At 74.8% G+C, this 23,606-nt stretch carries 22 protein-coding genes; 10 read left to right on the top strand and 12 right to left on the bottom strand.

Annotation, left to right across the window (positions count from 1 at the left end):
* The first annotated feature begins 214 nt into the window (after positions 1-214).
* The 5 genes from ACSLIC_RS00900 to ACSLIC_RS00880 all read left to right on the top strand — a co-directional run bounded on the left by ACSLIC_RS00900 (position 215) and on the right by ACSLIC_RS00880 (position 5,878).
* The gene (locus tag ACSLIC_RS00900; RefSeq protein ID WP_436735750.1) at positions 215-1,414 is read left to right on the top strand and encodes a polyprenyl synthetase family protein; all 1,200 of its coding nucleotides are present in this window, start codon (positions 215-217) and stop codon (positions 1,412-1,414) included.
* On the top strand, positions 1,389-2,930 hold the full coding sequence (gene crtI / locus ACSLIC_RS00895; RefSeq protein ID WP_436735749.1) for a phytoene desaturase family protein: 1,542 nt from the start codon (positions 1,389-1,391) through the stop codon (positions 2,928-2,930). Before ACSLIC_RS00900 ends, crtI begins: the two co-directional genes overlap by 26 nt.
* A complete protein-coding gene (locus tag ACSLIC_RS00890; protein WP_436735748.1) occupies positions 2,927-3,889 on the top strand; it encodes a phytoene/squalene synthase family protein in 963 nt (320 codons plus the stop codon). Before crtI ends, ACSLIC_RS00890 begins: the two co-directional genes overlap by 4 nt.
* A 62-nt stretch (positions 3,890-3,951) precedes the next feature.
* Entirely contained in the window at positions 3,952-4,920 is a 969-nt protein-coding gene (locus ACSLIC_RS00885; RefSeq protein WP_436740237.1) for a DUF5914 domain-containing protein, read from the top strand.
* Between the two features lie 202 nt (positions 4,921-5,122).
* The gene (locus ACSLIC_RS00880; RefSeq protein WP_436735747.1) at positions 5,123-5,878 is read left to right on the top strand and encodes an SDR family NAD(P)-dependent oxidoreductase; all 756 of its coding nucleotides are present in this window, start codon (positions 5,123-5,125) and stop codon (positions 5,876-5,878) included.
* 221 nt (positions 5,879-6,099) lie between these two features.
* Here ACSLIC_RS00880 and ACSLIC_RS00875 read toward each other — a convergent pair whose 3' ends face one another.
* Both ACSLIC_RS00875 and ACSLIC_RS00870 read right to left on the bottom strand, forming a co-directional pair.
* Positions 6,100-7,659: an FAD-dependent oxidoreductase gene (locus tag ACSLIC_RS00875; RefSeq protein ID WP_436735746.1), complete on the bottom strand. Its 1,560-nt coding sequence runs from the start codon at positions 7,657-7,659 to the stop codon at positions 6,100-6,102.
* Positions 7,656-8,864, bottom strand: a complete 1,209-nt coding sequence (locus tag ACSLIC_RS00870; RefSeq protein ID WP_436740236.1) for a lycopene cyclase family protein — start codon at positions 8,862-8,864, stop codon at positions 7,656-7,658. The genes ACSLIC_RS00875 and ACSLIC_RS00870 overlap by 4 nt, the downstream gene beginning before the upstream one ends.
* Positions 8,865-9,042: 178 nt before the next feature.
* Between ACSLIC_RS00870 and ACSLIC_RS00865 the strand changes: the two genes are divergently transcribed.
* The 3 genes from ACSLIC_RS00865 (at position 9,043) to ACSLIC_RS00855 (ending at position 11,954) form a co-directional block, all read left to right on the top strand.
* Positions 9,043-10,371 carry a vWA domain-containing protein gene (locus ACSLIC_RS00865; protein ID WP_436740235.1) on the top strand — a complete coding sequence of 443 codons (1,329 nt, stop codon included), beginning with the start codon at positions 9,043-9,045 and terminating at the stop codon, positions 10,369-10,371.
* Between the two features lie 361 nt (positions 10,372-10,732).
* Positions 10,733-11,455, top strand: a complete 723-nt coding sequence (locus ACSLIC_RS00860; protein ID WP_436735745.1) for a flavodoxin family protein — start codon at positions 10,733-10,735, stop codon at positions 11,453-11,455.
* A 139-nt stretch (positions 11,456-11,594) separates the two neighbouring features.
* Positions 11,595-11,954: a UBP-type zinc finger domain-containing protein gene (locus tag ACSLIC_RS00855; RefSeq protein ID WP_436735744.1), complete on the top strand. Its 360-nt coding sequence runs from the start codon at positions 11,595-11,597 to the stop codon at positions 11,952-11,954.
* A gap of 65 nt (positions 11,955-12,019) precedes the next feature.
* Here the strand turns inward: ACSLIC_RS00855 and ACSLIC_RS00850 are convergent, their stop codons facing one another.
* From ACSLIC_RS00850 to ACSLIC_RS00825, 6 genes are all read right to left on the bottom strand, one after another.
* Positions 12,020-13,246 carry a cytochrome P450 gene (locus ACSLIC_RS00850; RefSeq protein WP_436735743.1) on the bottom strand — a complete coding sequence of 409 codons (1,227 nt, stop codon included), beginning with the start codon at positions 13,244-13,246 and terminating at the stop codon, positions 12,020-12,022.
* 44 nt (positions 13,247-13,290) lie between these two features.
* Complete coding sequence (locus tag ACSLIC_RS00845) at positions 13,291-14,484, bottom strand: NAD(P)/FAD-dependent oxidoreductase (protein ID WP_436735742.1); 1,194 nt, start codon at positions 14,482-14,484, stop codon at positions 13,291-13,293.
* A complete protein-coding gene (locus ACSLIC_RS00840; protein ID WP_436735741.1) occupies positions 14,481-14,681 on the bottom strand; it encodes a ferredoxin in 201 nt (66 codons plus the stop codon). The genes ACSLIC_RS00845 and ACSLIC_RS00840 overlap by 4 nt, the downstream gene beginning before the upstream one ends.
* The gene (locus ACSLIC_RS00835) at positions 14,665-15,294 is read right to left on the bottom strand and encodes a TetR/AcrR family transcriptional regulator (protein WP_436740234.1); all 630 of its coding nucleotides are present in this window, start codon (positions 15,292-15,294) and stop codon (positions 14,665-14,667) included. The genes ACSLIC_RS00840 and ACSLIC_RS00835 overlap by 17 nt, the downstream gene beginning before the upstream one ends.
* Positions 15,295-15,350: 56 nt before the next feature.
* Positions 15,351-16,571 carry a cytochrome P450 gene (locus ACSLIC_RS00830; RefSeq protein WP_436735740.1) on the bottom strand — a complete coding sequence of 407 codons (1,221 nt, stop codon included), beginning with the start codon at positions 16,569-16,571 and terminating at the stop codon, positions 15,351-15,353.
* Positions 16,572-16,985: 414 nt separating this feature from the next.
* Positions 16,986-18,431 (bottom strand): MFS transporter, encoded by a 1,446-nt coding sequence (locus tag ACSLIC_RS00825; protein WP_436735739.1) that lies wholly within the window; start codon positions 18,429-18,431, stop codon positions 16,986-16,988.
* A gap of 172 nt (positions 18,432-18,603) precedes the next feature.
* On the opposite strand from ACSLIC_RS00825, the gene ACSLIC_RS00820 reads away from it, so the two are divergent.
* Positions 18,604-19,059, top strand: a complete 456-nt coding sequence (locus ACSLIC_RS00820) for a MarR family winged helix-turn-helix transcriptional regulator (protein ID WP_436735738.1) — start codon at positions 18,604-18,606, stop codon at positions 19,057-19,059.
* A gap of 194 nt (positions 19,060-19,253) precedes the next feature.
* Here the strand turns inward: ACSLIC_RS00820 and ACSLIC_RS00815 are convergent, their stop codons facing one another.
* A complete protein-coding gene (locus ACSLIC_RS00815; RefSeq protein ID WP_436735737.1) occupies positions 19,254-19,994 on the bottom strand; it encodes a 4'-phosphopantetheinyl transferase family protein in 741 nt (246 codons plus the stop codon).
* 1 nt (position 19,995) lies between these two features.
* Positions 19,996-20,850: a metallophosphoesterase family protein gene (locus ACSLIC_RS00810; protein WP_436735736.1), complete on the bottom strand. Its 855-nt coding sequence runs from the start codon at positions 20,848-20,850 to the stop codon at positions 19,996-19,998.
* Positions 20,851-21,372: 522 nt separating this feature from the next.
* Between ACSLIC_RS00810 and ACSLIC_RS00805 the strand changes: the two genes are divergently transcribed.
* Positions 21,373-22,848, top strand: a complete 1,476-nt coding sequence (locus ACSLIC_RS00805) for a condensation domain-containing protein (protein WP_436735735.1) — start codon at positions 21,373-21,375, stop codon at positions 22,846-22,848.
* A gap of 12 nt (positions 22,849-22,860) precedes the next feature.
* On the opposite strand, the gene ACSLIC_RS00800 is transcribed toward ACSLIC_RS00805, so the two are convergent.
* Both ACSLIC_RS00800 and ACSLIC_RS00795 read right to left on the bottom strand, forming a co-directional pair.
* Positions 22,861-23,088, bottom strand: a complete 228-nt coding sequence (locus ACSLIC_RS00800; protein WP_436735734.1) for a helix-turn-helix domain-containing protein — start codon at positions 23,086-23,088, stop codon at positions 22,861-22,863.
* Positions 23,088-23,585 carry a DUF2975 domain-containing protein gene (locus ACSLIC_RS00795; RefSeq protein ID WP_436735733.1) on the bottom strand — a complete coding sequence of 166 codons (498 nt, stop codon included), beginning with the start codon at positions 23,583-23,585 and terminating at the stop codon, positions 23,088-23,090. The genes ACSLIC_RS00800 and ACSLIC_RS00795 overlap by 1 nt, the downstream gene beginning before the upstream one ends.
* Between the last annotated feature and the right edge of the window lie 21 nt (positions 23,586-23,606).

Raw genomic sequence — 23,606 nt, 5'->3', positions numbered from 1 at the left:
GCGGGAGGGCGGAAGAGGGCGGCAGCCCCGGCCGCCCGGGGCGGGCGCCGGACTTCCGCCGTTGCGCCGGACGGGCGTCGTTCCCGCTCCCCGGCTCCCCCGATGGAGGGGCCCGCCGCCCGCTCCCGCCGGGACAGGGCATTGATCACCACCGGACGGCGGGACCACCGCCGCCCTCCGCGTCCCCCGAGGCCCGGCCACCCGGCCGGACGCCGTGGGAGCACACGGCGAGCCGGAGGAGAGGACCGCAGTGGGCCGCACCGAAGACCCCCAGGTCACCGCCGCCGACCGCGACATCAACGGCACCGTGGGCGCCGTGCTGCACGCCCTCCTCGCCGAGCGCCTGCGCGAGGCACGCGCCATCGACCCCCTCTCCGGGCGGGACATCGCGGAGCGGATCGCGCGGTTCACCGCGCTCGGCGGGCGCCGGCTGCGGCCCGCCCTGCTGTGGTGGGCGTTGCGGGCCTGCGTCCCGCCGGACGGCGACCGGGCGCGGGCCGCGCTCCGGGTGGGTGCCGCCGTGGAACTGCTCCAGACCTGCGCGCTCGTCCACGACGACGTGATGGACGGCTCGCGGCTGCGCCGGGGCCGCCCCGCCCTGCACGTCTCCCTCGCCGGCCAGTACGGGGCGTCGAGCAACGGTCTCTTCGCGGGAGCGGCGGCGGTGCTCGCCGGAGACCTGGCCCTGGCCTGGGCGGAGGACACCCTCGCCGAGACCGAACTGCCCGGCCCCGTACGGCGCGGGGTGCGCGCGGTATGGCGGGTGATGCGCGGCGAGATGGTCGCGGGCCAGTACCTCGACCTGTACGGCCAGGTCACCGCCGACCGCTCGGCCCTGCTCGCACTGCGCACCGCCCGGCTCAAGAGCGCCCAGTACTCCGCCTCACGGCCGCTGGAACTCGGCGCGGTCCTCGCCGGGGCCGAGCCCGGACTCACCCGGCGCCTCGCCGAGGCCGGCGCCCCCGCCGGGCTCGCCTTCCAGCTCCGCGACGACCTGCTGGGCGTCTTCGGTGACCCGGACCGCACCGGGAAACCGGCCGGGGACGACATCCGCGAAGGCAAACCCACCCTCCTCGTCGCCCTCGCCCACGCCCGGGCCACCGCGCGGGGACGCCTCGCCGAGGTGGCGGTCCTCGAATCGGCGCTCGGCGACCCCGGCCTGACCCCGGCCCGCCTCGACGCCGTTCGCGAGGTTCTGGTGTCCACCGGCGCCCGCGCCACCGTCGAGGAACGGATCGACCGGATGACCTGCCGGGCCTTGGCCCGCCTGGACGCCCTGCCGCTCGACCCGGTGGCGCGGGAGCGGCTGCGCGGCCTGCTCCGGCTCGCCGCCGGGACCACCCCTCAGCCGGGCCCCGCGCCCCACCACCCCGACCGAGAGGCAGGGCATGCGGACACTGAACGGCCCCACTGACCACGTAGTCGTCGTCGGTGCCGGGCTCGCGGGCCTGTCGGCCGCCCTGCACCTGCTCGGCGCCGAGCGTCGCGTGACCCTCGTCGAACGCGACGCCCTGCCCGGCGGCCGCGCCGGACGCGCCGACCTCGGCGGCTACCTGGCCGACACCGGGCCGACCGTCCTGACCATGCCGCACCTGGTCGAGGAGGCGTTCGCCGCCGTCGGCGCGCGCCTGGCCGACCACCTCCACCTCACCGAACTGCACCCCGCCTACCGCGCCCGCTTCGCCGACGGCAGCCGCCTCGACGTCCACACCCGGCCCGAGCCGATGGAGCAGGAGATCCGCCGCTTCGCCTCCGGCCGCGAGGCGGCCGGGTACCGCAGGCTGCGCACCTGGCTGGAGAAGCTGTACACGCTCCAGATGCGCCGCTTCATCGACACCAACTTCGACTCGCCGCTCGCCCTGCTCACCCCCGACCTCGCCCGCCTCGCGGCGATCGGCGGCTTCGGCCGGATGGACGCCCAGGTCGGCCGCTTCATCCGCGACGAACGGCTGCGCCGCGTCTTCACCTTCCAGGCGCTCTACGCGGGCGTCCCCCCGGCCCGCGCGCTCGCCGCCTACGCCGTGATCGCCTACATGGACACCATGGCCGGCGTCCACTTCCCGAGCGGCGGCATGCACGCGCTGCCCCGCGCCATGGCCGAGGCCGCCACCGCGGCGGGCGCCGAGATCCACTACGGCCACACCGTCCAGGCCCTGGAACGCACCGGTGAGCGGATCACCGCCGTCCGCACCGACCGCGCCCGCATCCCCTGCGACGCCGTCGTCCTCACCCCCGACCTGCCCACCGCCTACCGCCTGCTCGGCCGCGCCCCGCGCCGCGCCGTCCCGCTGCGCCACTCCCCGTCGGCCGTGCTCCTGCACGCCGGAACCGACCGCACCTGGCCCGGACTCGGCCACCACACACTCTCCTTCGGCCGCGCCTGGCACACCACCTTCGACGAACTCACCCGCCACGGCCGCCCGATGAGCGACCCCTCCCTGCTCATCACCCGGCCCACCGCCACCGACCCCTCCCTCGCCCCCGCAGGACGCCACCTGCACTACGTCCTCGCCCCCTGCCCCAACACCGACATCGGTCCCGGCACCCAGGAGTGGACCGCGCTCGCCCCCGGCTACCGCGACCACCTCCTGCGCGTCCTGGAGGACCGCGGCCTGCCCGGCATCGGCGCCGCCATCGAGGCCGAGGCCCTGGTCACCCCCGCCGACTGGGCCGCCCGGGGACACGCCGCGGGCAGCCCCTTCTCCGCCGCCCACACCTTCGCCCAGACCGGTCCCTTCCGCCCCCGCAACCTGGTGCGCGGCACCGCCAACGCGGTCCTGGCGGGCTGCGGCACCACCCCGGGTGTCGGTGTCCCCACCGTCCTGATCTCCGGCAGGCTCGCCGCCGCCCGCGTCACCGGACTCCCCGGCGGCCCCGCCCGGCCGCGCCGCCCCGCTCCCGCCGCCGCGAGCACCAGAGGCACCGCGTGAGCACCCGCGAACTCGACGCAGCCCGGATCACCGACCCCGCCCTGCGCGCCGCCTACCGCACCTGCCGCGCCCTCAACGCCCGCCACGGCAGGACGTACTTCCTCGCCACCCGGCTGCTCCCTCTCGAACGGCGCCCGGCCGTGCACAGCCTCTACGGCTTCGCCCGCCACGCCGACGACATCGTGGACGACCTCGGCACCCCGGCCACCACCGAGCAGCGGGCCGCCGCCCTCGACGACCTCGGCCGACGGCTCGCCGAGGGCCTGCGCGAGGGCACCAGCCAGGAGCCGGTGGTGCGCGCCCTCGCCGACACCGTCCGCCGCTACGCCATCGACCACCGGCACTTCCGCGACTTCATGGCCTCGATGCGCAGCGACCTCACCGTCACCGACTATCCCGACCTCGCCGCACTGAGCCGCTACACGTACGGCTCCGCCGCCGTCATCGGCCTCCAGATGCTGCCCGTGCTCGGCACCGTCGTCCCCCGCGAGGAGGCCGCCTCCTACGCCGCCGACCTCGGCGTCGCCTTCCAGCTCACCAACTTCCTGCGCGACGTCGGTGAGGACCTCGACCGGGGCCGGATCTACCTGCCCGCCGACCTCCTCGCCGCCCACGGAGTCGACCGCGAACTGCTCCGCTGGAGCCGCACCACCGGTCACCACGACCCGCGCATCACCCGCGCCCTGCGCGAGGCCGCCGCCGTCACCCGCGAGATCTACCACCGGGCCGCCCCCGGCATCGCCCTGCTCGACCCCGTCGCCCGGCCCTGCATCCGCACCGCCCACATCCTCTACGGCTCCATCCTCGACGCCGTCGCCGCCGACGGCTACGCCGCCGTCCACCGCAGGGCCGCGGTGCCCCGCCGGCGCCGCGCCGCCGTGGCCGCCGACGGACTCGCCCGCCTCGCAGCCGCCCGGCGCCGCCACCGCCGGGAACGTGCCCGGGAGGTACCGGCGTGAGCACCGCCCGCAGGAACCCCGTCCCGGTCCGCCTGCGCCGCCACCCCGTCCCCTGGGACCGGATGCGCCCCACCTGGCGCGAGGCCCGGCCCCCGCTCATCGCCGCCGCGCTCGCCCGCGCCCAGGCCGCTCCCAGCGGCAACTGGTACGTCGTCGGCGCCTCCCGCGACCTGCCCGAAGGCAGCCAGCGCCCCCTCGGCCGTACCGTCGCCGGTGTCGAGGTGGTGGCCTGGCGCACCGCCGACGGCACCCTCGTCGCGGGCCCCGGCGCCTGCCCGCACCTCGGGGCACCGTTGCGCCTCAGCCCCGTACGGTGCGGCACCCTCGTCTGCCGCTGGCACGGACTGCCCCTGGACGGCGCCCCGGTCGCCGGCTGGCACCCCTTCCCCGCCCACGACGACGGGGTACTCCTGTGGGTGCGGCTCGACGCGCTCGGCGGCGAGGTTCCGCTGGAGCGCCCGGTGCTCCCGGTGCGCCCCGACCCCCGCACCGCCGTCGACGCCGTCTACACCGCCGTCGGCCGGTGCGAGCCCGAGGACCTCGTCGCCAACCGCCTCGATCCCTGGCACGGGGCCTGGCTCCACCCGTACTCCTTCGTGGACCTGCGCGTCCTGGAGGCGCCCGGCTCCGGCGCCGAGGCCCCCGACGACGGGTTCACCGTCGAGGTGTCCTTCAAGGTGGCGGGCCGCGCCGTCGTTCCCGTCCAGGCCGTCTTCACCGCGCCCGAACCCCGTACGGTCGTCATGCGCATCACCCGGGGCGAGGGCGTCGGCTCGGTGGTGGAGACCCATGCGACACCGCTCGCCCCCGACGCCGCGGGCCGCCCCCGCACCGCCGTCGTGGAGGCCGTCATCGCCGCCTCCGACCGCCCCGGCTTCACCGCGGCCCGCCTCGCCGCCCCCCTCCTGCGCCCCCTCATGCGCGCCACCGCCGCCCGCCTGTGGCGCGACGACCTCGCCTACGCCGAACGGCGCTGGGCGCTGCGGGCGGCGGGGCGGTTTCCGGGCTCCGGCGCCCCCGGGGCGGACTGAGTCCGCCCTGCCAGCCCCCCGCACCGGGAGCAAGCCCGCGCGCCGCCTCGCCTCGGGCCGGCGGGGACGGTGCCGAAGGCCGCACGACCCGCCGGGGAGGAGGGGGACGCCGGGCGGTGAGGCGCGAACTAGAATTCATTCTAGGAGAGGGCGTGGCGAACCCACGCGTCTCGCGGCCCCACGAACACGTCAGGAAGCACACATGAGTTGCCTCAGCCTGCAGGAGAAGTCAGCCGTGATCACCGGAGGAGCATCCGGGATCGGGGCCGCCATCACCAGGACCTTCGTGGCGCGCGGCGCCCGGGTCGTCATCGTAGACCTCCAGGAGGAGGCGGGGCGGGAACTCGCCCGCGAACTGGGGGACGCCGTGGTCTTCCTGCGCGGCGACGTCTCGGACCGTTCCGTCGCCGACCAGGCGGTCGCCACCGCCGTCGAACACTTCGGCAAGCTCGACGTCCTGGTGAACAACGCGAGCGTCTCCCGGCAGAAGCCCTTCGAGGAGCAGACGGACGACGACTGGGACCTCGCGATGAACACCGGTCTGTACGCCACCCGCAACTTCATGCTCGCCGCCTTCCCGGAGCTGCGGAAGTCCGGCAACGCCTCGGTCATCAACTTCGGCTCCGGAGCCGGCCTCGACGGCCAGCCCAACCAGGCGTCCTACGCGGCGGCCAAGGAGGCCATCCGCGGCCTCAGCCGCGTCGTGGCCAACGAATGGGCGCCCCACAACATCCGCGTCAACGTCGTCTGCCCGATGGCCCTGACCGCGGGCGTCGCCAAGTGGGCCGAGGCCCGCCCCGAGCAGTACGCGCAGTCCGCGGCCAAGGTGCCGCTGGGGCGCTTCGGCGACCCGGACCGCGATGTCGCCCCCATCGTCGCCTTCCTGGCCGGCGACGACGCCCAGTACATGACGGGCCAGACGGTGATGGCCGACGGCGGCGCGAACAAGCTCCGCTGACCACCGTCCCGTTCCTCGGCCGGGCCCGGGGAGGACGAAGGGCCGGTCCCGGATCTCGCCGGAAGCCGGCCCTTCGTCCACGAGCCACCCACCGCACCGCACTGAGCGGTCGGCCACGGGCGTACGGGCGCTACGGGCTGCGGCCGCAGCCGTGGTGCCGGCAGAACGGGGGCCGGTCAGCCGCCTCGGCGCCGCTCCCGGCGGTGCCGGAGGTAGGCGTTCTACTCCTCCCCGAGCCGCGCCAGTGCGCGCAGCAGCGCCGAGCGGCCCCGGTCCGGCACCGTCCACAGGTGCTGGCCGCGCACGCCCCACCGCTGGAGCAGCGCGTTGGAGGCGAGGAAGCCGGAGGTCGCGGCGCGTTCCATCAGGGCGACGGGCAGGCCGGTGCGGACCAGGTCGCCCGCGACGACCACCGACGGGTCCGGGGTGCCGACAGTGGGCCGCGACGCGTAGCCGCCGACCGGGAAGTGCGGACAGTCCTCGAACCAGAGGTCACGCCTGTCCACCACCAGCGCGTCCCGGGTCTCCGGGTAGACCCGCGCCAACTCCTCGGTGAGACGGACCTGTTCAGCCTTGCGGTCGCAGCCGTGGGCGAGGGCGTACGCGTGCAGTTCCACCACCGAGCCGCCGGTGCGGGCCGCCCGGCGCGCCGCCTCGCCCTCCCAGCGTTCCAGCACGCTGACGTTGTCCAGCGGCCCGTACCCGCTGGTGCCGAGGAAGCCGGGGCGGTCGGCGGCGACGGGGCGGTCCAGCCACAGGCGGCTGACCAGGAACGGGGGAGCGGTCTCCAGCCGAGCCACCCGTCGGCGCCAGCGGGCGTCGGCCAGGTCCGGCGAGGCGGCGGCCAGGCGGCGCAGTCCGCCGGTGTCCAGCGCCAGCACCACCGCGTCGACCGGCACGGTCTCCCGCCCGGCGCTCACCCGCAGCCGCCCGCCGCCCGCCGGCTGCACCCGCTCCACCTCCACGCCGGTGCGCAACTCGGCGCCGAGCCGGGTGAGGTAGGCGGCCAGCGGGTCCCAGAGAGCCTGCGGGTAGGGCTCGTCGGGGACGTCGAAGAGCAGGCCCTCGGAGGAGCCGAGGAAGTAGATGTGGAACATCAGCGCCAGCTCGGCGGCGGAGAGTTCGGCCGGGTCGGCGAAGAAGCTCCGGGAGAACACCTCGAACGCCAGGTGCCGGGCCCGTTCGGGGAATCCCACCCGGTCCAGGAAGGCGGCGGCGCTCATCGCGTCCAGCCGGGCGTACACCTCGGGCACCCGTACGTCGAGGAGCGGCAGCGCGGCCGACGCGTCCAGCCCGGCCAGGTCCCGCACGCCGAAGCTCGGACTGAGCGCGGCGAAGCCGAGGGCACTCCACGGCGGGGTGCGCGGTACCCGGCGGAAGCTGTCGCGGGTGCCGTCGCGGCCCAGCAGCGGGTAGTCGGGCAGGCCGCGCAGCATGCCGAGGGACGGGTCGGCCCTACGCAGCAGCCCCCGCAGGTTGTAGTACTGCCGGAAGAAGGCGTGGAAGCCCCGGCTCATCGTCACCGGCGACCCGTCGGACAGGGTGTCGGCCCACCCCGCGAGCCGCCCGCCGAGCTGCTCCCCGCGCTCCAGCAGCGTGACGCGGACCCCGCGTTCGGCGAGCCCGGTGGCGGCGGCGAGCCCTGCGATCCCGCCGCCGATCACCGCGACCCGGGGCGCGTTCGCCCCGAACCAGGGACGGCCCGGCGGCGCAGGCAGGGACTCGGCCCGGCGGTCGCGGCCCCGGCGGGGCACGTCGCGGCGGGCGGAACGCGTGGTCATGACTCTCCTCGGTGGGGCGGGGCGACCGCCGGCCGGCGGCGCAGGAAGGGCAGTTCGAGGGCGGTGCGGGTCATCGGCCCCCAGGGCACGTGACGGCCGATCCCCAGGTCCTGGAGGAGACCGGTGCCGCCGTCGAGGAAGGCCAGCACCCGTTCCGTGGGCAGCGCCGCGAAGAGCCGGGCGAAGAACGCGGCGCCGTCGACCCGGCCCCGGTCCAGGGCGCGCAGCAGCACCGCGTCCATCGCCCGCGACCGGCGCGAGTGGGGGGCCGGCGGTACCGGCGCCAGCCCCCGCCGGTACCGGTCCGCGACCTGGCGGGCCTGCCGCTGCACGGCCGCGAAGGTGTAGCCGGTCGAGGGCCGGGTGGCACCGCCCGCCGTGCCGACGCGGAAGACGCCCGGCGCGGAGGTACGGGGGAAGCGCGCGTCGCTCATCGGGATGACGCCCTGCTCGCTCCCGGTCACCTCGAACGCCCCGAGCCCCAGCACCCTTTCGGTGTAGTCGCCCAGTGCCGCCTGGTACCCGGCCTCGTCCAGCGGGGCCCGGGAGAACTCCGTGTACTCCACCAGCGCCTCGCGCGGGCCGGTCGGCAGCACGTAGCCGAAGGAGAGGCCGTGCGCGGGCTGCGGGGTGCGGAAGTCCATCAGGTCCGCGCACCCGGCGTCGAAGCGCGGCTCGGCGGTACGCACGAACCAACCGCGGAAGTGCTGGAGCAGCGTGGTCCGGGCCGGGGGCAGCGCGGGCAGCGGGCGCGAGTCGAACACCCACCGCGCAGGGCGCCGGTACGGCCGGCCCCGCGCGTCCCACCCGTCGACCACCGGCCCGCCGGGCCCGCCCGTGACCCGGGTGACGGTGGCCGTCTCCCGGACGAACCCGGGCCGGCCGGCCAGCTCGCCGAGGACGAACCCCTCGAACACGTCGGAGCGCAGCATCTTGTAACGCAGCCCGCGCGGTACGCCCCCGGCCTCCCGGCCCGCGCGGTCGCGCACCCGCAGCCGCTCCCAGGAGGCGCTGAGCACCGCGTCGTACGGGCCCTCGGCGGGCCCCCAGTGGCACCAGGTCCGCACGGCGGGGCGCGGCGGGCCGGGCGGCGGCTCCACCAGCACCACGGACGGGCGGCGCGCGCCCGGCGGCGGCGTGCACAGGTGGTGGGCGAGGGAGAGGCCGGCGGCACCCGCGCCGACGATGACGATCTCCGCGTCCACCGCGCCGTCCCTCGCCCGTGCCGGTACCGGTTCCGTTGCCCTGACGCTCAGCATCGTCGCCCTCCTCGGGCCCGGGGGACCGGAAGACCGGCGGCGTGTCGTCCGCTTCCGCCCGGCCGCACCGACCGGCGGCCACCGGGCGGCGCCCTGGCAGACTGGCGCCGTGAGGACGATGAGCATGGGCGCCAACCTGCCGGTCGACGCGGACCGGGTCAGGCTCGAACTCGGCCGTGCCGACGGCCCCGCGGTGAGCGCCGCCGCGCTGCTGCTGACCGGCGCCGGGCGGGTCCGCTCCGGCGCCGACCTCGTCGCCCGCGACCAGCCCGGCGCCCCCGGGGACGCCGTGCGCCACCTCGCCCTGCCCGACGGCGGAGAGGCCGTCGAGGTCGACCTGGCGGCGCTCGCCGCGTCCACCGGCCGCATCGCGCTCTGCGCCTGGACCGGCTCCGGCTCCCTCGGCCGGGTGACGGGGCTGCGGCTGCGCCTGGTCGAGGCCGGCCCGGACACCGTGCTGGCCCACTTCGACATGGCTCCGCGCAGCGAGACCGCCCTGGTCGCCGGGGAGCTCTACCGCCGCGACGGGCACTGGCGGTTCCGCGCGGTCGGCCAGGGCTACGACCACGGCTTCGCCGGCCTCGCCGCCGACTTCGGCCTCACCCCGGCCCCGGCGCGCCCCGCCGCCCGTACCCCGAGGCCCGGCCCGGCTCCCCGCCCGGCCCCGCCCGCGCCGGCCGTCCGGCGGCGGACCGGAGGCGAGGAACTCCTCCCGGCCGACATGGGCGAACGCCTCTCGCTGCGCAAGCAGCAGGTCGCGACGAGCCTGCGCAAGGGCGGCCTCACCGGGGTCACTGCCCGGGTCATCCTGGTCCTGGACGCCTCCGGTTCGATGAGCGGCCTGTACACCAAGGGCACCGTCGCCCGGGTCGCCGAACGGATGGCGGCCGTCGCCGCGCTGCTCGACGACGACGGCACCATGCAGGCGTGGACCTTCGCCTCCCGGCCCGCCCGCCTCCCCGACCTGCACACCGGCGAGCTGCCCGCGTGGCTGCGGCTGCACGTACGGGTCGGCCAGCTCGGCGTGATAGGCCGCAAGAAGCGCCCCAAACCCCAGGCCGACGGCCAGGTCGACATGCGTACCGTCGGCATCCAGAACGAGGAGCAGAAGGTCATCGCGGACGTCCGCGCCTATGTCCGCGACCACCCCGTCCCGCTGCCCACGCTGGTGCTCTTCTTCTCCGACGGCGGCGTCTACCGCAGCAAGGAGATCGAGCGCGAACTGCGCGCCGCCGCCGACGAACCGGTCTTCTGGCAGTTCGTGGGTCTGGGCCGCTCGCACTACGGCGTCCTGGAGTACTTCGACACGCTGCCCGGCCGCACCGTCGACAACGTCGGCTTCTTCGCCGTGGACGACGTCGACCAGGTCGCCGACCCGGAGCTGTACGACCGGCTGCTCTCGGAGTTCCCGCTCTGGCTCGGCGCCGCCCGGGAGGCCGGTGTCCTGCGCTGACCGGTGTTCACCGCCGGGGCCGGTGACGCGCCGCGCGTCGCCGTAGGCGGCGGCGCCAGGCGCGAGCCGCCCCGTCCAGGTGCAAGGGGACGTTCCCCACCCGCCGTCGCGCCCGACGCCGGCCGCAGCCTCCCGGCGATCCGGAGGAGCCGGTGCGGCGCGGGCAGCAGGTCCATCGGGGTGCCTCCCGTACGGCACGCGCCCCGGACGGCCGCGGGCACCGCGCCCCGTTCCGGTTCCCACCCGACGCGTCCGCGTCCGGGGGCAGCCGGCCGCGTACCGCGTTCGCCGCGCTGTGGTGGCCGCCCGCACTCCGGTGTTCCAGGCTCGTGCCACCAGCCGCTGCGAAGGGACCCCGCCCATGCCGTCCGGCAACCCGCCCCGCTACGAGGAGCTCAGCGCCCTCTACCTCAACTGCACCCTGAAACCGTCACCGGAGACCAGCAACACCGAAGGGCTGATCGAGCGCAGCACCGCGGTGATGCGCGCGGGCGGCGTCCGCACGGAGGTGATCCGCCCCGTCGACTGGGACCTCGCCGTCGGAGTCCAGCCCGACATGACCGAGCACGGCGCGGCCACCGACGCCTGGCCCGAGCTGCACGCCAAGGTGATGGCCGCCGACATCCTGGTGCTCTGCGGCCCGATCTGGCTCGGCGACAACAGCTCCGTCATGAGGCACACCGTCGAACGGCTCTACTCCAACTCGGCCGAACTCAACGACGCAGGCCAGTCCGCCTACTACGGGCGGGTCGGCGGCTGCCTGATCACCGGCAACGAGGACGGCCTCAAGCACTGCGCCATGAACATCCTCTACAGCCTCCAGCACATCGGCTTCGCCATCCCGCCGCAGGCCGACGCGGGCTGGATCGGCGAGGCGGGCCCGGGGCCCAGCTACCTCGAACCGGGGTCGGGCGGTCCCGAGAACGACTTCACCAACCGGAACACCACCTTCGCGGCCTGGAACCTCATGCACCTCGCCGCCCTCCTCAAGCGGGCCGGCGGCATCCCCACGTACGGCAACCAGCGCCCCGAGTGGGACGCCGGCTGCCGCTTCGACGCGCCCAACCCGGAGCACCGCAGCTGACGCGTCCTCACCACCCGGGCCCGGTCGCCGCCCCTCCCCGCTGGCGTCGGCCCCCGGCCGGGCGCAGCCTGGAGTAAGGGCGCCCGCCCCGCCGCCGCGCGGCCCGCCGCCCGGCGCCGACCGAGCGAGGAGCGTACCGATGGCTGACCGAGCGATCCCCGGCATCGACCCCGCCGCCACCCCGAGCGGCCCGGGCTGCGCCGACTGCCTGGCGGGGGACGGCCCCGGCTGGTGGTTCCACCTGCGGCGCTGCGCCGCCTGCGGGAACATCGGCTGCTGCGACTCCTCGCCCTCCCAACACGGCACCAGGCACTCCCAGACAGCCGGCCACCCCTTCATCACCAGCTACGAACCGGGCGAGGACTGGTTCTACAACAACGAGACCCAGCAGTTCTCCGAGGGCCCGCAGCTCGCCCCGCCCGCCTCCCACCCGGCCGACCAGCCCGTACCCGGGCCGGCCGGTGCGGTGCCGGGGGACTGGCAGGAGCGGCTGAACTGAAGCGGTCGGCGCCCCGCCGAGGCCAGGCCGGGGTGAGCCGCGCGGGGGCCGGGCCACGTCCCCGGTCACCAGGTGACGGGCAGCTCGTGCAGTCCGTAGATCACCGCGTCGTACTTGAACGGAATCCGGTCCAGCTCCACGGCCGGGCGCAGGGTGGGAATCCGCCGGAACAGCGCGGGCAGGACGACCTGGAGTTCCAGACGCGCGAGCGGCTGGCCGACGCAGTGGTGCGTGCCCGCGCCGAACGCCTGGTGGTGGCGGGCGGCGCGGGTCAGGTCGAGGCGGTCCGGGTCGGGGAAGGCGGCCGGGTCGCGGTTGGCCAGTTCGCCGAGGAGGATCACGCCCTCGCCGGCCCGGATGGTGCGGCCCGCCACCTCGATGTCGGTGACAGCGGTCCGACGGCGGCCCAGGTGGACCACGGAGAGGTAGCGCAGCAGCTCCTCGACGGCGCCGCTCACCACCTTCGGGTCGTCCGTGTCCCGCAGGAGCGCCAGCTGGTCGGGGTGGCGCAGGAGCAGCAGGGTGCCGAGCGAGATCATGTTGGCGGTCGTCTCGTGGCCGCCGAGCAGTAGCAGGACCCCCATGGCGACCGCCTGGTCGTGGGTGAGTTCCCCGGCTCTGATCCGGTCACCGAGGCGGGACAGCAGGTCGTCCGAGGGCCGGGCGAGTCGGGCCTCCACCAGCTCCCGCAGGTAGCCGGCCAGGTTGGCGTGGGCGGTCTGCCGTTCCTCCCGCGTCGCGGTGGCGGAGACGATCTGCTTGCTGTTGCGCTGGAAGAAGGCGTGGTCCTCGTACGGGACGCCGAGCAGTTCGGAGATGACCAGCGACGGCAGGGGCAGCGCCAGGGCCTGGACCAGGTCGGCCGGGCGGGGCCCGGCGAGCAGGTCGTCGAGGAAGGCGTCCGTCATCGCCCGTACCCGGGGGCGCATCGCCTCCACCCGTTTGACGGTGAAGGCGCCGCTGACCATGCGCCGCAGCCGGGCGTGTTCCGGATCGTCCAGCCCGACGAAGCTCAGGTCGGTGCCGCCGCCGCTGTGCGGTACGGGGCTGGGGAAGCCCGGCGCGGCGAAGTCGGCGCTGAGCCGGGCGTCGCCGAGCAGCGCCTTCTGCTCGGCGTGGCCGGTCACCACCCACGGGGTGCTGCCGCCCCAGGAACGCACCTGGCGCACCGGGCCGTCGTCGGCGAGGCTCCGCAGCTCGGGCGACGGGTCGAAGGGGCACACGGCGGAGCGCGGTGCGGGGAAGTCGGGAAGGTCCGAGGCGGTCGGGCCGGCCGAGGAGGAGAGGGCCATGCGGGCTCCAGAGTGGGGAAGGGGCGCGTCAGGTTCCGGGCGCGCTACGGGACGGGGACGGCGCCGGCACGAGGCTTCGCCCCGGTCAGCTCCTGGCGCAGCAGGCGGGCCTGCCGGGCCATGTTCCAGCCGAGGACGGCGGTGGTACGGCCGCCCCGGGTGTAGCGGGCGACGAAGCGGTCGTCCTCCTCGGCGCCCGCGGCGACGGTCACGTCGTCGTCGGGCGAGGGCCACCCGTGGACCTGGATCTTCGCGTCGTACTGGTCGGTCCAGAAGTACGGCACCGGCGCGTACGGGACGTCCTGGCCGAGGATGTTCGCGGCCACCGCCCCGGCCTGCTCGGTGGCGTTGGTGCGGTTCTCCAGCCGTGGCGCCCCGTCTGCGTCGCCGATCCGCACGCGGGCCACGTCGCCGACGGCGTACACACCCTCCGCCGCGCGGCAGCGGCTGTCGCACACCACGCCGTCCGCCAGTTCCAGGCCGCTGCCGGCGAGCCAGTCGGTCCCGGGCACGCAGCCGACGGCCACCACCACCAGGTCGGCGGGGAGCGTCTGTCCCGCGGCGGTCCGGACCCCGGTGACCGCACCCCCGGCCTGCGCCAGGCCGGTGACGCGGGTGCCGCCGACGAGGTGTACGCCCCGTCGGGTGTGGAGGCGGGCGAGGTGTCCGGCGATCCTGGTGCCCAGCACGCCTGCCATGGGGGCCTCGTGAGCCCCGGCCAGGGTGACCTCCGGGCCCAGGCGGCTCACCGTGGCGGCCACCTCGGCGCCGAGGACTCCGTTGCCCGCGACCACCACCCGCGCGGCCCCGGCCACCGCGCCGCGCAGCCGCACCGCGTCGTCCAGGGTGCGCAGGACGTGGGTGCGGCGCAGCCCGCGCTGGCCGGGAAGCGTGCGCGGCCGGGCGCCGGTGGCGAGGACGAGGGCGTCGGCGGTGAGCGTGCGCCCGGTGGACGTGACGACCGTGCGGGCCCCCGCGTCCAGACGGACGGCGGCCTCGCCGAGCAGCAGCCGCACATCCAGCGCGGTCAGCCGCGCGGGGTCGCGCAGCCGCGCCCGCTCCGGCTCCCAGCTCCCTGCCAGCACCTGCTTGGAGAGCGGCGGGCGGTCGTACGGTGGATGCGGCTCCTCGCCCAGCAGGGTCAGGGGGCCCCGGTAGCCCTTGCGGCGCAACGCCTCGGCCGTGGCGAGCCCGGCGGCGGAGGCGCCCACCACCAGGACACTGCCCGGCTGGCTCACGCGTCCTCCGTCACCTGGATCGCCGCCGCCGGGCACACCTCGGCCGACTCCCGGACGGCGTCGTGCTGTTCGGCCGGGGGCGCGGCGTCCAGGAGGACGACGATGCCGTCCTCGTCCCGCTGGTCGAAGACCTCGGGCGCGATCAGCACGCACTGGCCGGCGCCGCAGCACTTCTCCTCGTCAACGGTGATCTTCATCAGTGTCCTTCCGATCGGTGAGGGGGGTGGTCACGGGAGCGGCGAGCAGGCCGGTGAGCGCGTCGGACAGGGCGTCCGCCAGCGAGTCCCAGGAGGGGTGCAGCGGGGCCGTGCCCTCGGCGATTGCCCGCTCGCGCTCCGCGCAGGTGTGGGTGATCAGATGGCGGGCCATGTCGCCGCGTTCGGCCCGCACCGGCGCGGGCAGCGCCTCCAGTCGCCGGCCCAGGCCGTCCAGGGTGTGCCGCAGGTGGGGCCGGACCAGTGCCTCGCCGGTGGCCAGGGCGCGCGTGCGGGGATCGGTCATGACCTGCACGGTGAAGCGCGCCTGCCAGGAGGGGGTGCCGAGCGAGCCCAGGTACTCCGGTACCGGGCGTACCAGGGCGTCGACCCAGGCCCGCAGGCCGGCGTCGGCGGGGAGCCGTTCCAGGTGCCGCTCGCGGAGCTGGTCGACGCGGGCCCCGTGGTGGTTCGTGATCGCCTGGACCAGCCCGTCCCGGCCGCTGAAGTGGTACGCGACGGCGGAGACGTTGCCCTGCCCGGCCGCCTCGCTGATCTGCCGGTTGGAGACGGAGGACAGTCCGTGCTCGGCGTAGAGCCGCTCGGCGGCCGTCATGATGGCCTCGCGGGTCCCGGCGCCCCGCCCGGACCGCGCGGGGCCGGCGGTGTCGGTCACCAGGTCACCGGGAGTTCGCGCAGCGGGCTGGTGAGCAGCCCCTCGTGGCGACGCAGCTCCCGGGGGTCTACGGCGAGGTCGAGGGTGGGCAGTTCCCGCAGCATCACGGTGAGGACCGCCTGCAACTCCGTGCGGGCCAGCGGCTGCCCCAGGCAGGAGTGCGGCCCGGCGCCGAAGGTCAGGTGCGGGTTGGGGGAGCGGTCGAGGTCCATGAGGTCCGCGTCCTGCCAGGCGCGCTCGTCCCGGTTGGCGGCGGCCATGCTGCACACCACGGTGGCGCCCTGGGGGACGGTGCCGCCGGAGAAATCGGTGTCCTCGTGGACGTAGCGGAGCATGCCGAAGCCGCCGCCGTTCGGGTCGAAGCGCAGCAGTTCCTCGACGGAGCGGCGGACCAGCGAAGGGTCGGCCACCAGGCGCTCCCAGCGGGTGCGGTCGGAGAGCAGATGGGCCGTCATCATCGCGATGAACCCGGCCGTGGTCTCGTGCCCGGCCAGCAGCAGGGCCTGCCCGGTGGCCACCAGCCCCGCCTCGGACATCGGCTCGCCCTCGGTGTCGGCCCCGGCCAGCAGATGGCTCAGCAGATCGTCGCCGGGCGCCGTGCGCTTGGCGTCGACCAGGCCGCTCATGTATGCGGCGAAGTCGCGGTGGGCGGCCTCGGTCTCGGCCTTGGTGTAACGCGTCGTGTTCAGGAAGGTGTCGGACCACGCCTTGAAGGCGTCCCGGTCGCTCTCCGGCACGCCCAGCATGGAGCAGATCACCAGGACGGGGAGGGGGAAGGCGAGGTGGGTGACGAGGTCGGCGGGGCTGCCGTGCTCCCGCATCCGGCCGATCAGTTCGCCGGCCAGCTCCTCCATGCCGGGCCGCAGCGCGGACATCCGCCGCGCGGTGAACCACCGGCCCACCATGCGCCGCCACCGCTCGTGCCCCTCGTCGTTGAGGGCCAGTGCCATCGGGCTGGCGAAGATGCCGGCGGTGTCCCCGGCCGCGACGCGCGCCGCGTCCGGCGAGGCCAGTCCCTCCCGGCTCAGCCGGGGGTCGGAGAGCGCCTTCTTGACGTCGTCGTAGCGGGTGAGCAGCGCGGCCTCGTCCCCGCTGGGCAGCGTGATGCGGGCGACCGGGCAGCGCTCCCGCAGGTCGGCCCACTCGGCGGGCGGCTCCAGGGCCGCTTTCGAGGTGAGGGGGTAGCTCAAGGGCGGAGTGTCGGCGGAACGCGTCACGGGGGGCCTCCTCATCGGTGCGGACAAGACCCCGATTCAATCAGTTGACTTAACTCCTTGGATCTCTTCCCGGCCATTCACGGGAAAGGCTCCGGATGGGCACATGGATAATCCCAGGGATGGGTAGAGAGCGCGTCGGCCTGGCCCTTCTTCCGTCCTTCGGAAGCGATTCGGTGCGGCGTCCGTGAGGTTGTGCGGTGATTCCGTGGAGGCGGTGACGTATTCGAGGTGCGGACAGGCGTGAGAGCTTCGCTCATTCGGCCGGTAATCGACGCGGACGGATGTGCGGGTGCCTCGCCGGGTCGACGGGCCGGTGGCCCGGAAAAGCCGAAAGACCTGGTGGGCACGGTCACGAGGACCGTCGGCCACCAGGTCTTTCCCTTGTTCCGCGGATTTACCGGAAGGGGGCTCGTCTCACACTTGGGCGGGGGACTTCTCCGCTTCCGGTGCCGACTCCTCCCGGAGGGCGCGGCGTGCTGCCGGAATGGCGGTCGCGACGATCGCGGAAACGAGTGCGATCCCGCAGCCGATCAGCAGTCCGGTACGGAATCCGCTCTCGGAGGTCACACTGACACCGCCCAGTTCCACCGTCATCTGGGAGAGAACCACGCCCATCACCGCGGCCCCGACCGAAGTGCCGAGCGAACGCATCAGGGTGTTGAAGCTGTTGGCCGCAGCGGTCTCGGTGAGCGGCACGGAACTCATGATGAGAGCGGGCATCGAGCCGTAGGCGAGCCCCACACCGCAGTTGATCACCATGATGGCGAGCATGATGCCCCACGCGGAGCCCATCAGGGCCACCGAGATCCCGTAACCGGCGGCGATCACGAGGACACCGGAGATCAGCGTGAACTTGGGGCCACGGGCGTTGGTGAGCTTCCCGCCGTACGGCGAGACCAGCATCATCATGATGCCGCCGGGGGCCATCCACAGGCCCGCGGCGAGGATCGACTGCCCCAGGCCGTACCCGGTGGCCTCGGGGAACTGGAGCAGCTGCGGCATCACCAGCATGCTCGCGTACATCGCGAAACCGACGAAGACCGAGGCGACGTTGGTGAGCAGCACGCGCGGCCGGGCCGTCGTGCGCAGATCGACCAGGGGGTCGGTGGTCCGCAGCTCCCACGCGCCCCAGGCCAGCAGGGCCAGCGCGGAGGCCGCGAAGAGGCCCAGCGTGGTGGCCGAACCCCAGCCCCACTCGGCCCCCTTGGAGACGGCGAGGAGCAGGCAGACCAGGCCCGCGCCCAGTCCCACCGCGCCGACCGCGTCGAACCGCTGCCCCTTGGCCGTCGCCGGGACGCTCGGGACGAGGAACCAGACCAGCACGGCGATCACCGCGGCCAGGCCGGCGGAACCCCAGAACAGCACCCGCCAGTTCGCGTACTGCGCGACCGCCGCGGACAGCGGCAGGCCCAGCCCGCCGCCGATCCCCATGGACGCGCTGACCAGGGCGATCGAGGAGCTGAGCCGCTCCTTGGGCACCACGTCGCGCAGCAGGGCGATGCCGAGCGGCACCATGCCCATCCCCATGCCCTGCAAGCCGCGGCCGATGATCATCGGCACCACCGACGAGGCGAGCGCGCAGACCACGGAACCGGCCATCAGCGGCACCGAACAGGCCAGCAGCATGCGGCGCTTGCCCAGCAGGTCGCCGAGGCGGCCGACGACCGGCACGCAGACCGCGGAGACCAGCAGCGTCACCGTGATCACCCACGTCGCGTCGGAGGTCGACGTGGAGAGGATGCGGGGCAGTTCCGCGATGAGCGGGGTGACCAGCGTCTGCATGATCGCGGCGGTGGTTCCGGCGAAGGCCAGCACGGCGACCACCGCGCCGGGCCGGGTGGTGGGTTGCGGTGCTGCCATGGGCGTACTCCTGTGTGTGGTGAAGGTGCTGCGGGAATGGTGTGCATCGTACACATTGAATGTAGCGTGCATGCTGCATGGGCTCTGCACGCTCATGAGACGATGCCCGCCGGGGGGTGAGGGCCAGGGGGCGTGTCGACGCTCCCGGGGTGAACGAAAGGCGACGGAGCGGATGGGCAGAGCGACGCGCGAGGTCGAGTACGAGCAGATGCTGCTCAGCCGCCACTTCTCCCTCCACCAGCGCGGCGGCCGGCGCCGGGACGGTGCGCTGGAGCGCAGCGCGTACATCCTGCTCAGCCGGCTGGAGGTGCAGGGGCCGATGTCCATCGGCGAGCTCAGCGACGCCTTCGGGCTGGACGCCTCCACGGTGAACCGGCAGACGGCCGCCGTGCTGCGCACCGGAATGGCCGAGCGCATCCCCGACCCCGAGGGCGGCATGGCCCGCAAGTTCCGCATGACCGAGGCCGGGGCGCGCACCCTGCGAGAGGAGCGCGAGGGCATCGTGGCATCCCTGGAACGGGTGATGGCCGACTGGCCGGAGGAGGACGTCGCCGCCTTCGCCGACTACCTGCGCCGCTTCAACACGGGGATCGAACGGCTCGACGCCCGCCCGTGGCCGCGCCCCTGAACCGCCGTCCCCGCCGCCGCGCCCCGCACGCCACGCCCCACCCGCAGGAAGCGGCCGTTCGGGGCCCGGCCGGCCACCGGGCGTCTCGGTCTGCGAAGCGACGGAACCCGCCGTTGGCGCGCACGACCGTCACCTCCGGGCCCCGCCCCGTGGCTTGGCCGGCGCCTGCGTCGGTCTCGACGCCCCTGCCACGGCTACGGCCGTGGAGGCGCCGCCGGTGGTTCGGGTGAGGGTGGGAGCGGGCGGGGAGCGGGCGGTGCGTGCGGCGCCGGGGCGGAGACGGCGATCGCCGTGCAGACCAGGCCCGCGTCCACCCGCCACCGCCCCGCGAACCCGGTCAGTGGCGCACCGGACGTGGTGTGGCCCGGCACCAGCAGCCGGGCGGTGAAGGTGCCGGTGGGCCCCGTTCCCGGGTCGATGACCAGGTCGGCCTCCTCGAAGCCCAGCCACCGCCCGGTGAGCGGGAACCACGCCTTGTAGACGCTCTCCTTGGCGCTGAACAGCAGCCGGTCCCAGTGCACGTCGGGGCGTTCGCCGCGCAGTGCCCGGTGCCGCTCGCGCTCCGACGGCAGCGCGATCGTGCCGAGGACGCCCTCGGGCAGCGCGTCGTGCGGCTCCGCGTCGACCCCGACCGACCGGAACCGGGAGGCCGGGCCGACCACCGCGGCCCGGTAGCCGTCGCAGTGCGTCATGCTGCCGATCACGCCACCCGGCCACACCGGGGCCCCGCGCTCGCCCGGCAGCAGCGGTGCGGGAGCCACCCCCAGGTCGGCCATGGCCCGCCGCGCGCAGTGGCGCACCGTGGCGAACTCCGCCCGCCGCTTGTGCACGGCGCGGGCGACGACCGCCGCCTCCTGCGCGTACAGCGTCGCCTCCGGGACGTCCTCGCGGGTCTCCACCACGCTCAGTCCCTCGGGCAGGATCGTCTTCAGCATGTCAGTGCCCTCCCTCGGCGGGGGCGGGGAGAATCCGCCGCAGGCTCCCCGGCGGCGTCGCGCGGTGCCGCCACTCTCGGGGGTAGCCCACGGAGACCTCCTCGAAGCGGACGTTGTCGTGCCAGGTGGTCCGGGGGATGTGGAGGTGGCCGTAGACCATCGCCGCGGCCTCGTACCGCAGGTGCCAGTCGGCGGTCAGTTCCGTGCCGCACCACTGGGCGAACTCCGGGTGGCGCAGGACGTGGGTGGGCTCGCGCACCAGCGGATAGTGGTTCACCAGGACGGTCGGCCGGCCCGCGCGCTCGGCGTCGAGCCGGCTCTCGGTGAGGGCCACGCGGGCCCGGCACCAGTCGTCCCGCCCCGGGTACGGGTCCGGGTGCAGCAGGACCTCGTCGGTGCAGACCACCCCGGTGTCGTAGGCGCGGGCGAGGGCCTGTTCCTTGGTGTGGGTCCCGGCCGGACGCCAGGTGTAGTCGTAGCCGAGGAAGAGAGGGACGATCAGCGTGGACGTGCCGTCCTCGCCTTCCCAGACCGGGTAGGGGTCCTCCGGGGTCACCACGCCCAGGCGGCGGCAGAGCGCGACCAGGTGCTGGTAACGGGCCTCGCCGCGGAGCTGGACCGTGTCGTCGCGCGGGGTCCACAGCTCGTGGTTGCCGGGTGTCCAGATCACCTTGGCGAAGCGGCCGGCGAGCGTGGTGAGCGCCCATTCCACGTCGTGGACGAACTCGCCGATGTCACCGGCGACCAGCAGCCAGTCCCCGTCCCCCTCCGGGCGGAGCCCTTCGGTGATCCGGCGGTTCTCCGCGTACCCGATGTGGAGGTCGCTGATCGCGACCAGTCGCCGACTCCCGGACATCCGTACCCCGTACCTTTCCCCCTGGGGCATGCCGACGTCCGGCCCCCCTGCGGACCAGAGCCTACGGAGCCGGACCGGCCACGTACACCCCTGCCTGAAAGTGACCAGGGAGCAGGGGCGCCAGGCGTACAAGGTGCTGTTCTGGGGGCTGTTGACCGGCAGGCGGGCCGCCTCGCGGGTTGGGCGGCGGCGAGTTCGCGGACGCCGTGGACCGCCCGCGGGCCCGGGACGCCGGTCCGGACGCGGGCCGCCGGGTACCCCTCGGCCCCTGGCGTGCCCGCGGGGGCCGGTCGGTACTGCGAGGTGTCCTCGATCCGGTGGCGGCGGCGCGCGGCACGGTCGGACAGGCGACTGGCGGCAGCGGGTCCGCGTCCGTTCACCCGGCCCCGTGGGTGCCGACGGGGCCGGGCGCACCTCCGGTCCGCCCGGCGCGACACCTTCTTGGGTGCGGTCCCGCGCGTGACGTCGCACGGGCGGCTTCGTTGAGCACGGGTCGGCTCTGAGCGGAAAGGCGAATCCGATATGCGGCAGTTCCCCTTGGAGGCGCTCGATGCGGCCCCTGGCAGGCTGGTCGAGTGGCGGCTGTGCTCGCCGGACGCGCCGGACGGGGGTGACGGGCCGGGCGCCGCCCGGCGGGCCTCCTTCAACCAGGACAAGCACTTCACGGCCGCCGAGCAGAGCCGGGGTTCGGCCGACCCGGTGGCCTCCTGGATCGCGGTGACCTTCGAACTTCCCGGCCCGCTGGACCACGGCGCGCTGGAGCGGGCGCTGCTCTCCTTCGTCCGTCGGCACGAGGTGCTGCGGTGCGCCTTCCAGCGCCTGGCCGGCGACCTCTCGTGCGCCTCCTACCCGCCCGAGGGGCTGACCCTCCAGGCGGCGGAACTGGGCGAGTTCACCAGCACCGAGGCGCTGCGCGAGTTCCTGGCCGACCGGTTCCGGGCCACCATCGACACCCTGGCCTGGCCCCTGTTCGCGATGGGCGCGGTGGTCCGCGACGCCTCCACCACCGTGTACCTGGCCTTCGACCACATCGTCTGCGACGGCGTCTCGATGCCCAACGTCGTCCACGACATCGCCCACGCGTACGCCGCCGCCCAGTGCGGCCGGGAACCGGAACTGCCGCCGACCGGGAGCTACCTGGACTTCGCGGACACCCAGCGCCGCCACTTCCTCACCCTGGCCGCCGACGATGCGCGCCTGGACCACTGGCGGTCCTACACGGAGCGGGCCGGAGCGTTCTTCCCTCCGTTCCCGCTGGACCTGGGCGTGGAGCCGGGACGGATGTACCCCATCGTCAACGACGCCTGCACCCTGCTGGACGCGCCGGCGGCGGCGGCGTTCGACCAGGAGTGCCGGGACGCGGGCGGGAAGCCCTTCATGGGGGTGATGGCCGCGCTCGCCCGGTGTCTGCGCGAAGCCGGGGGGCCCGAGGTCTACCGGGCGCTCATGCCCGTCAGCGAACGGGGGGACGGTCCCTGGCGTCACGCCGTCGGCTGGTTCGTCAACACCATGCCCATCGAGTTCCCGGTGCGGCCCGGCATGGCGCTGACCGACCTCATGGCGGGGGTGAAGGCCGCCTTCACGGAGATGATCCGCCACGTCGACGTACCCTTCGTCCGGGCGTGGGAGCTGCTCGCCCCCGAACACTTCGCCGCCGCCTCGTGGCCGTACCCGGTGAACTTCTTCTCCTACATCGACATGCGCCGGTGCCCCGGCGCCGCCCACCACGACGTCTGGCGGCCCACCACCCACGTCTGGTCCTCCCGGGCCAACGGCGCCTGCCTCTGGTTCCAACGCGACGACGAGGGGCTGCACATGAACGTCATCCACGTCGACACCCCCGAGGCCCGCCGGACCATGGCCGGCCTGGAGGAGGAGCTGCGCCGGACCGTACGCGACATCGCGGGTGCCGTGCGCGGTCCGTCCGTCGCGACTCTGGCCACCCTGGGGACGCTGCGGCAGCAGGCCGGCATCGCGCCGGTGGGCGTGGGCCGGTAGGAACGCCGGGGGTCAGAGCCGGCCTTCCCCGGTCTCGTCCGGAACCCGGCGCAGCACGTCGCCGGGCTGGCAGTCGAGGGCGCGGCAGATCGCGTCCAGCGTGCTGAACCGGACGGCCTTCGCCCGGCCGTTCTTGAGGACCGCGACGTTCGCCGGACTGATACCGACGGCTTTCGCGAACTCGCCGACCGACATGCCGAGTTCGGCGAGGCGGCGGTCGATGTCGACCACGATCGCCATCAGATGACCCCGGCCATCTCCGTCTGGAGTTCCGTCGCCTTGCGCAGCAGGCTCCGCATGATCACGGTGAGCATGGCGAAGGCGGCGCCGGCGGCCGCGGCCGTGGCGGCGGCCATCAAGGCGCTCTCCACGTCCATGCCTCCGTTCGCCGAGGGGATCTCGGCCACCGCGAGATGGGCGGCGACGCCCGCCGCCAGCAGCGTCGCCACCACCGAGCTGCCGATGACCACGTCGACCCAGCGGAAGGCGCGGGGCGCGAAGAGCGCCCCGTGCCGTGCCATGCCGAGCAGCCGCCACACCGCGATCAGGGCGACCTGTACGCAGGCCACACCGAGGACGGCCAGTACCGCGTACGGCAGGGCGAACGGCGCGTGGGCGGGGAACCGGTCGGCCTCGTCGGCCGCGGTCGTGGGGATGACCACGATCTGCCCGAAGAGCCCGACGGCGAGGACCACGACGATGGCAGCCCGGAGAGCGGTGGTGAGGAAGGGGTGCATGTATCGATAATCGATGGGTTC

This window comes from Streptomyces sp. BBFR102, from assembly GCF_051397025.1.
Classification (GTDB): domain Bacteria; phylum Actinomycetota; class Actinomycetes; order Streptomycetales; family Streptomycetaceae; genus Streptomyces.
The sequence above is the reverse complement of the archived record's forward strand: the minus strand, read 5'-3'. Positions and strand labels throughout refer to the sequence as shown.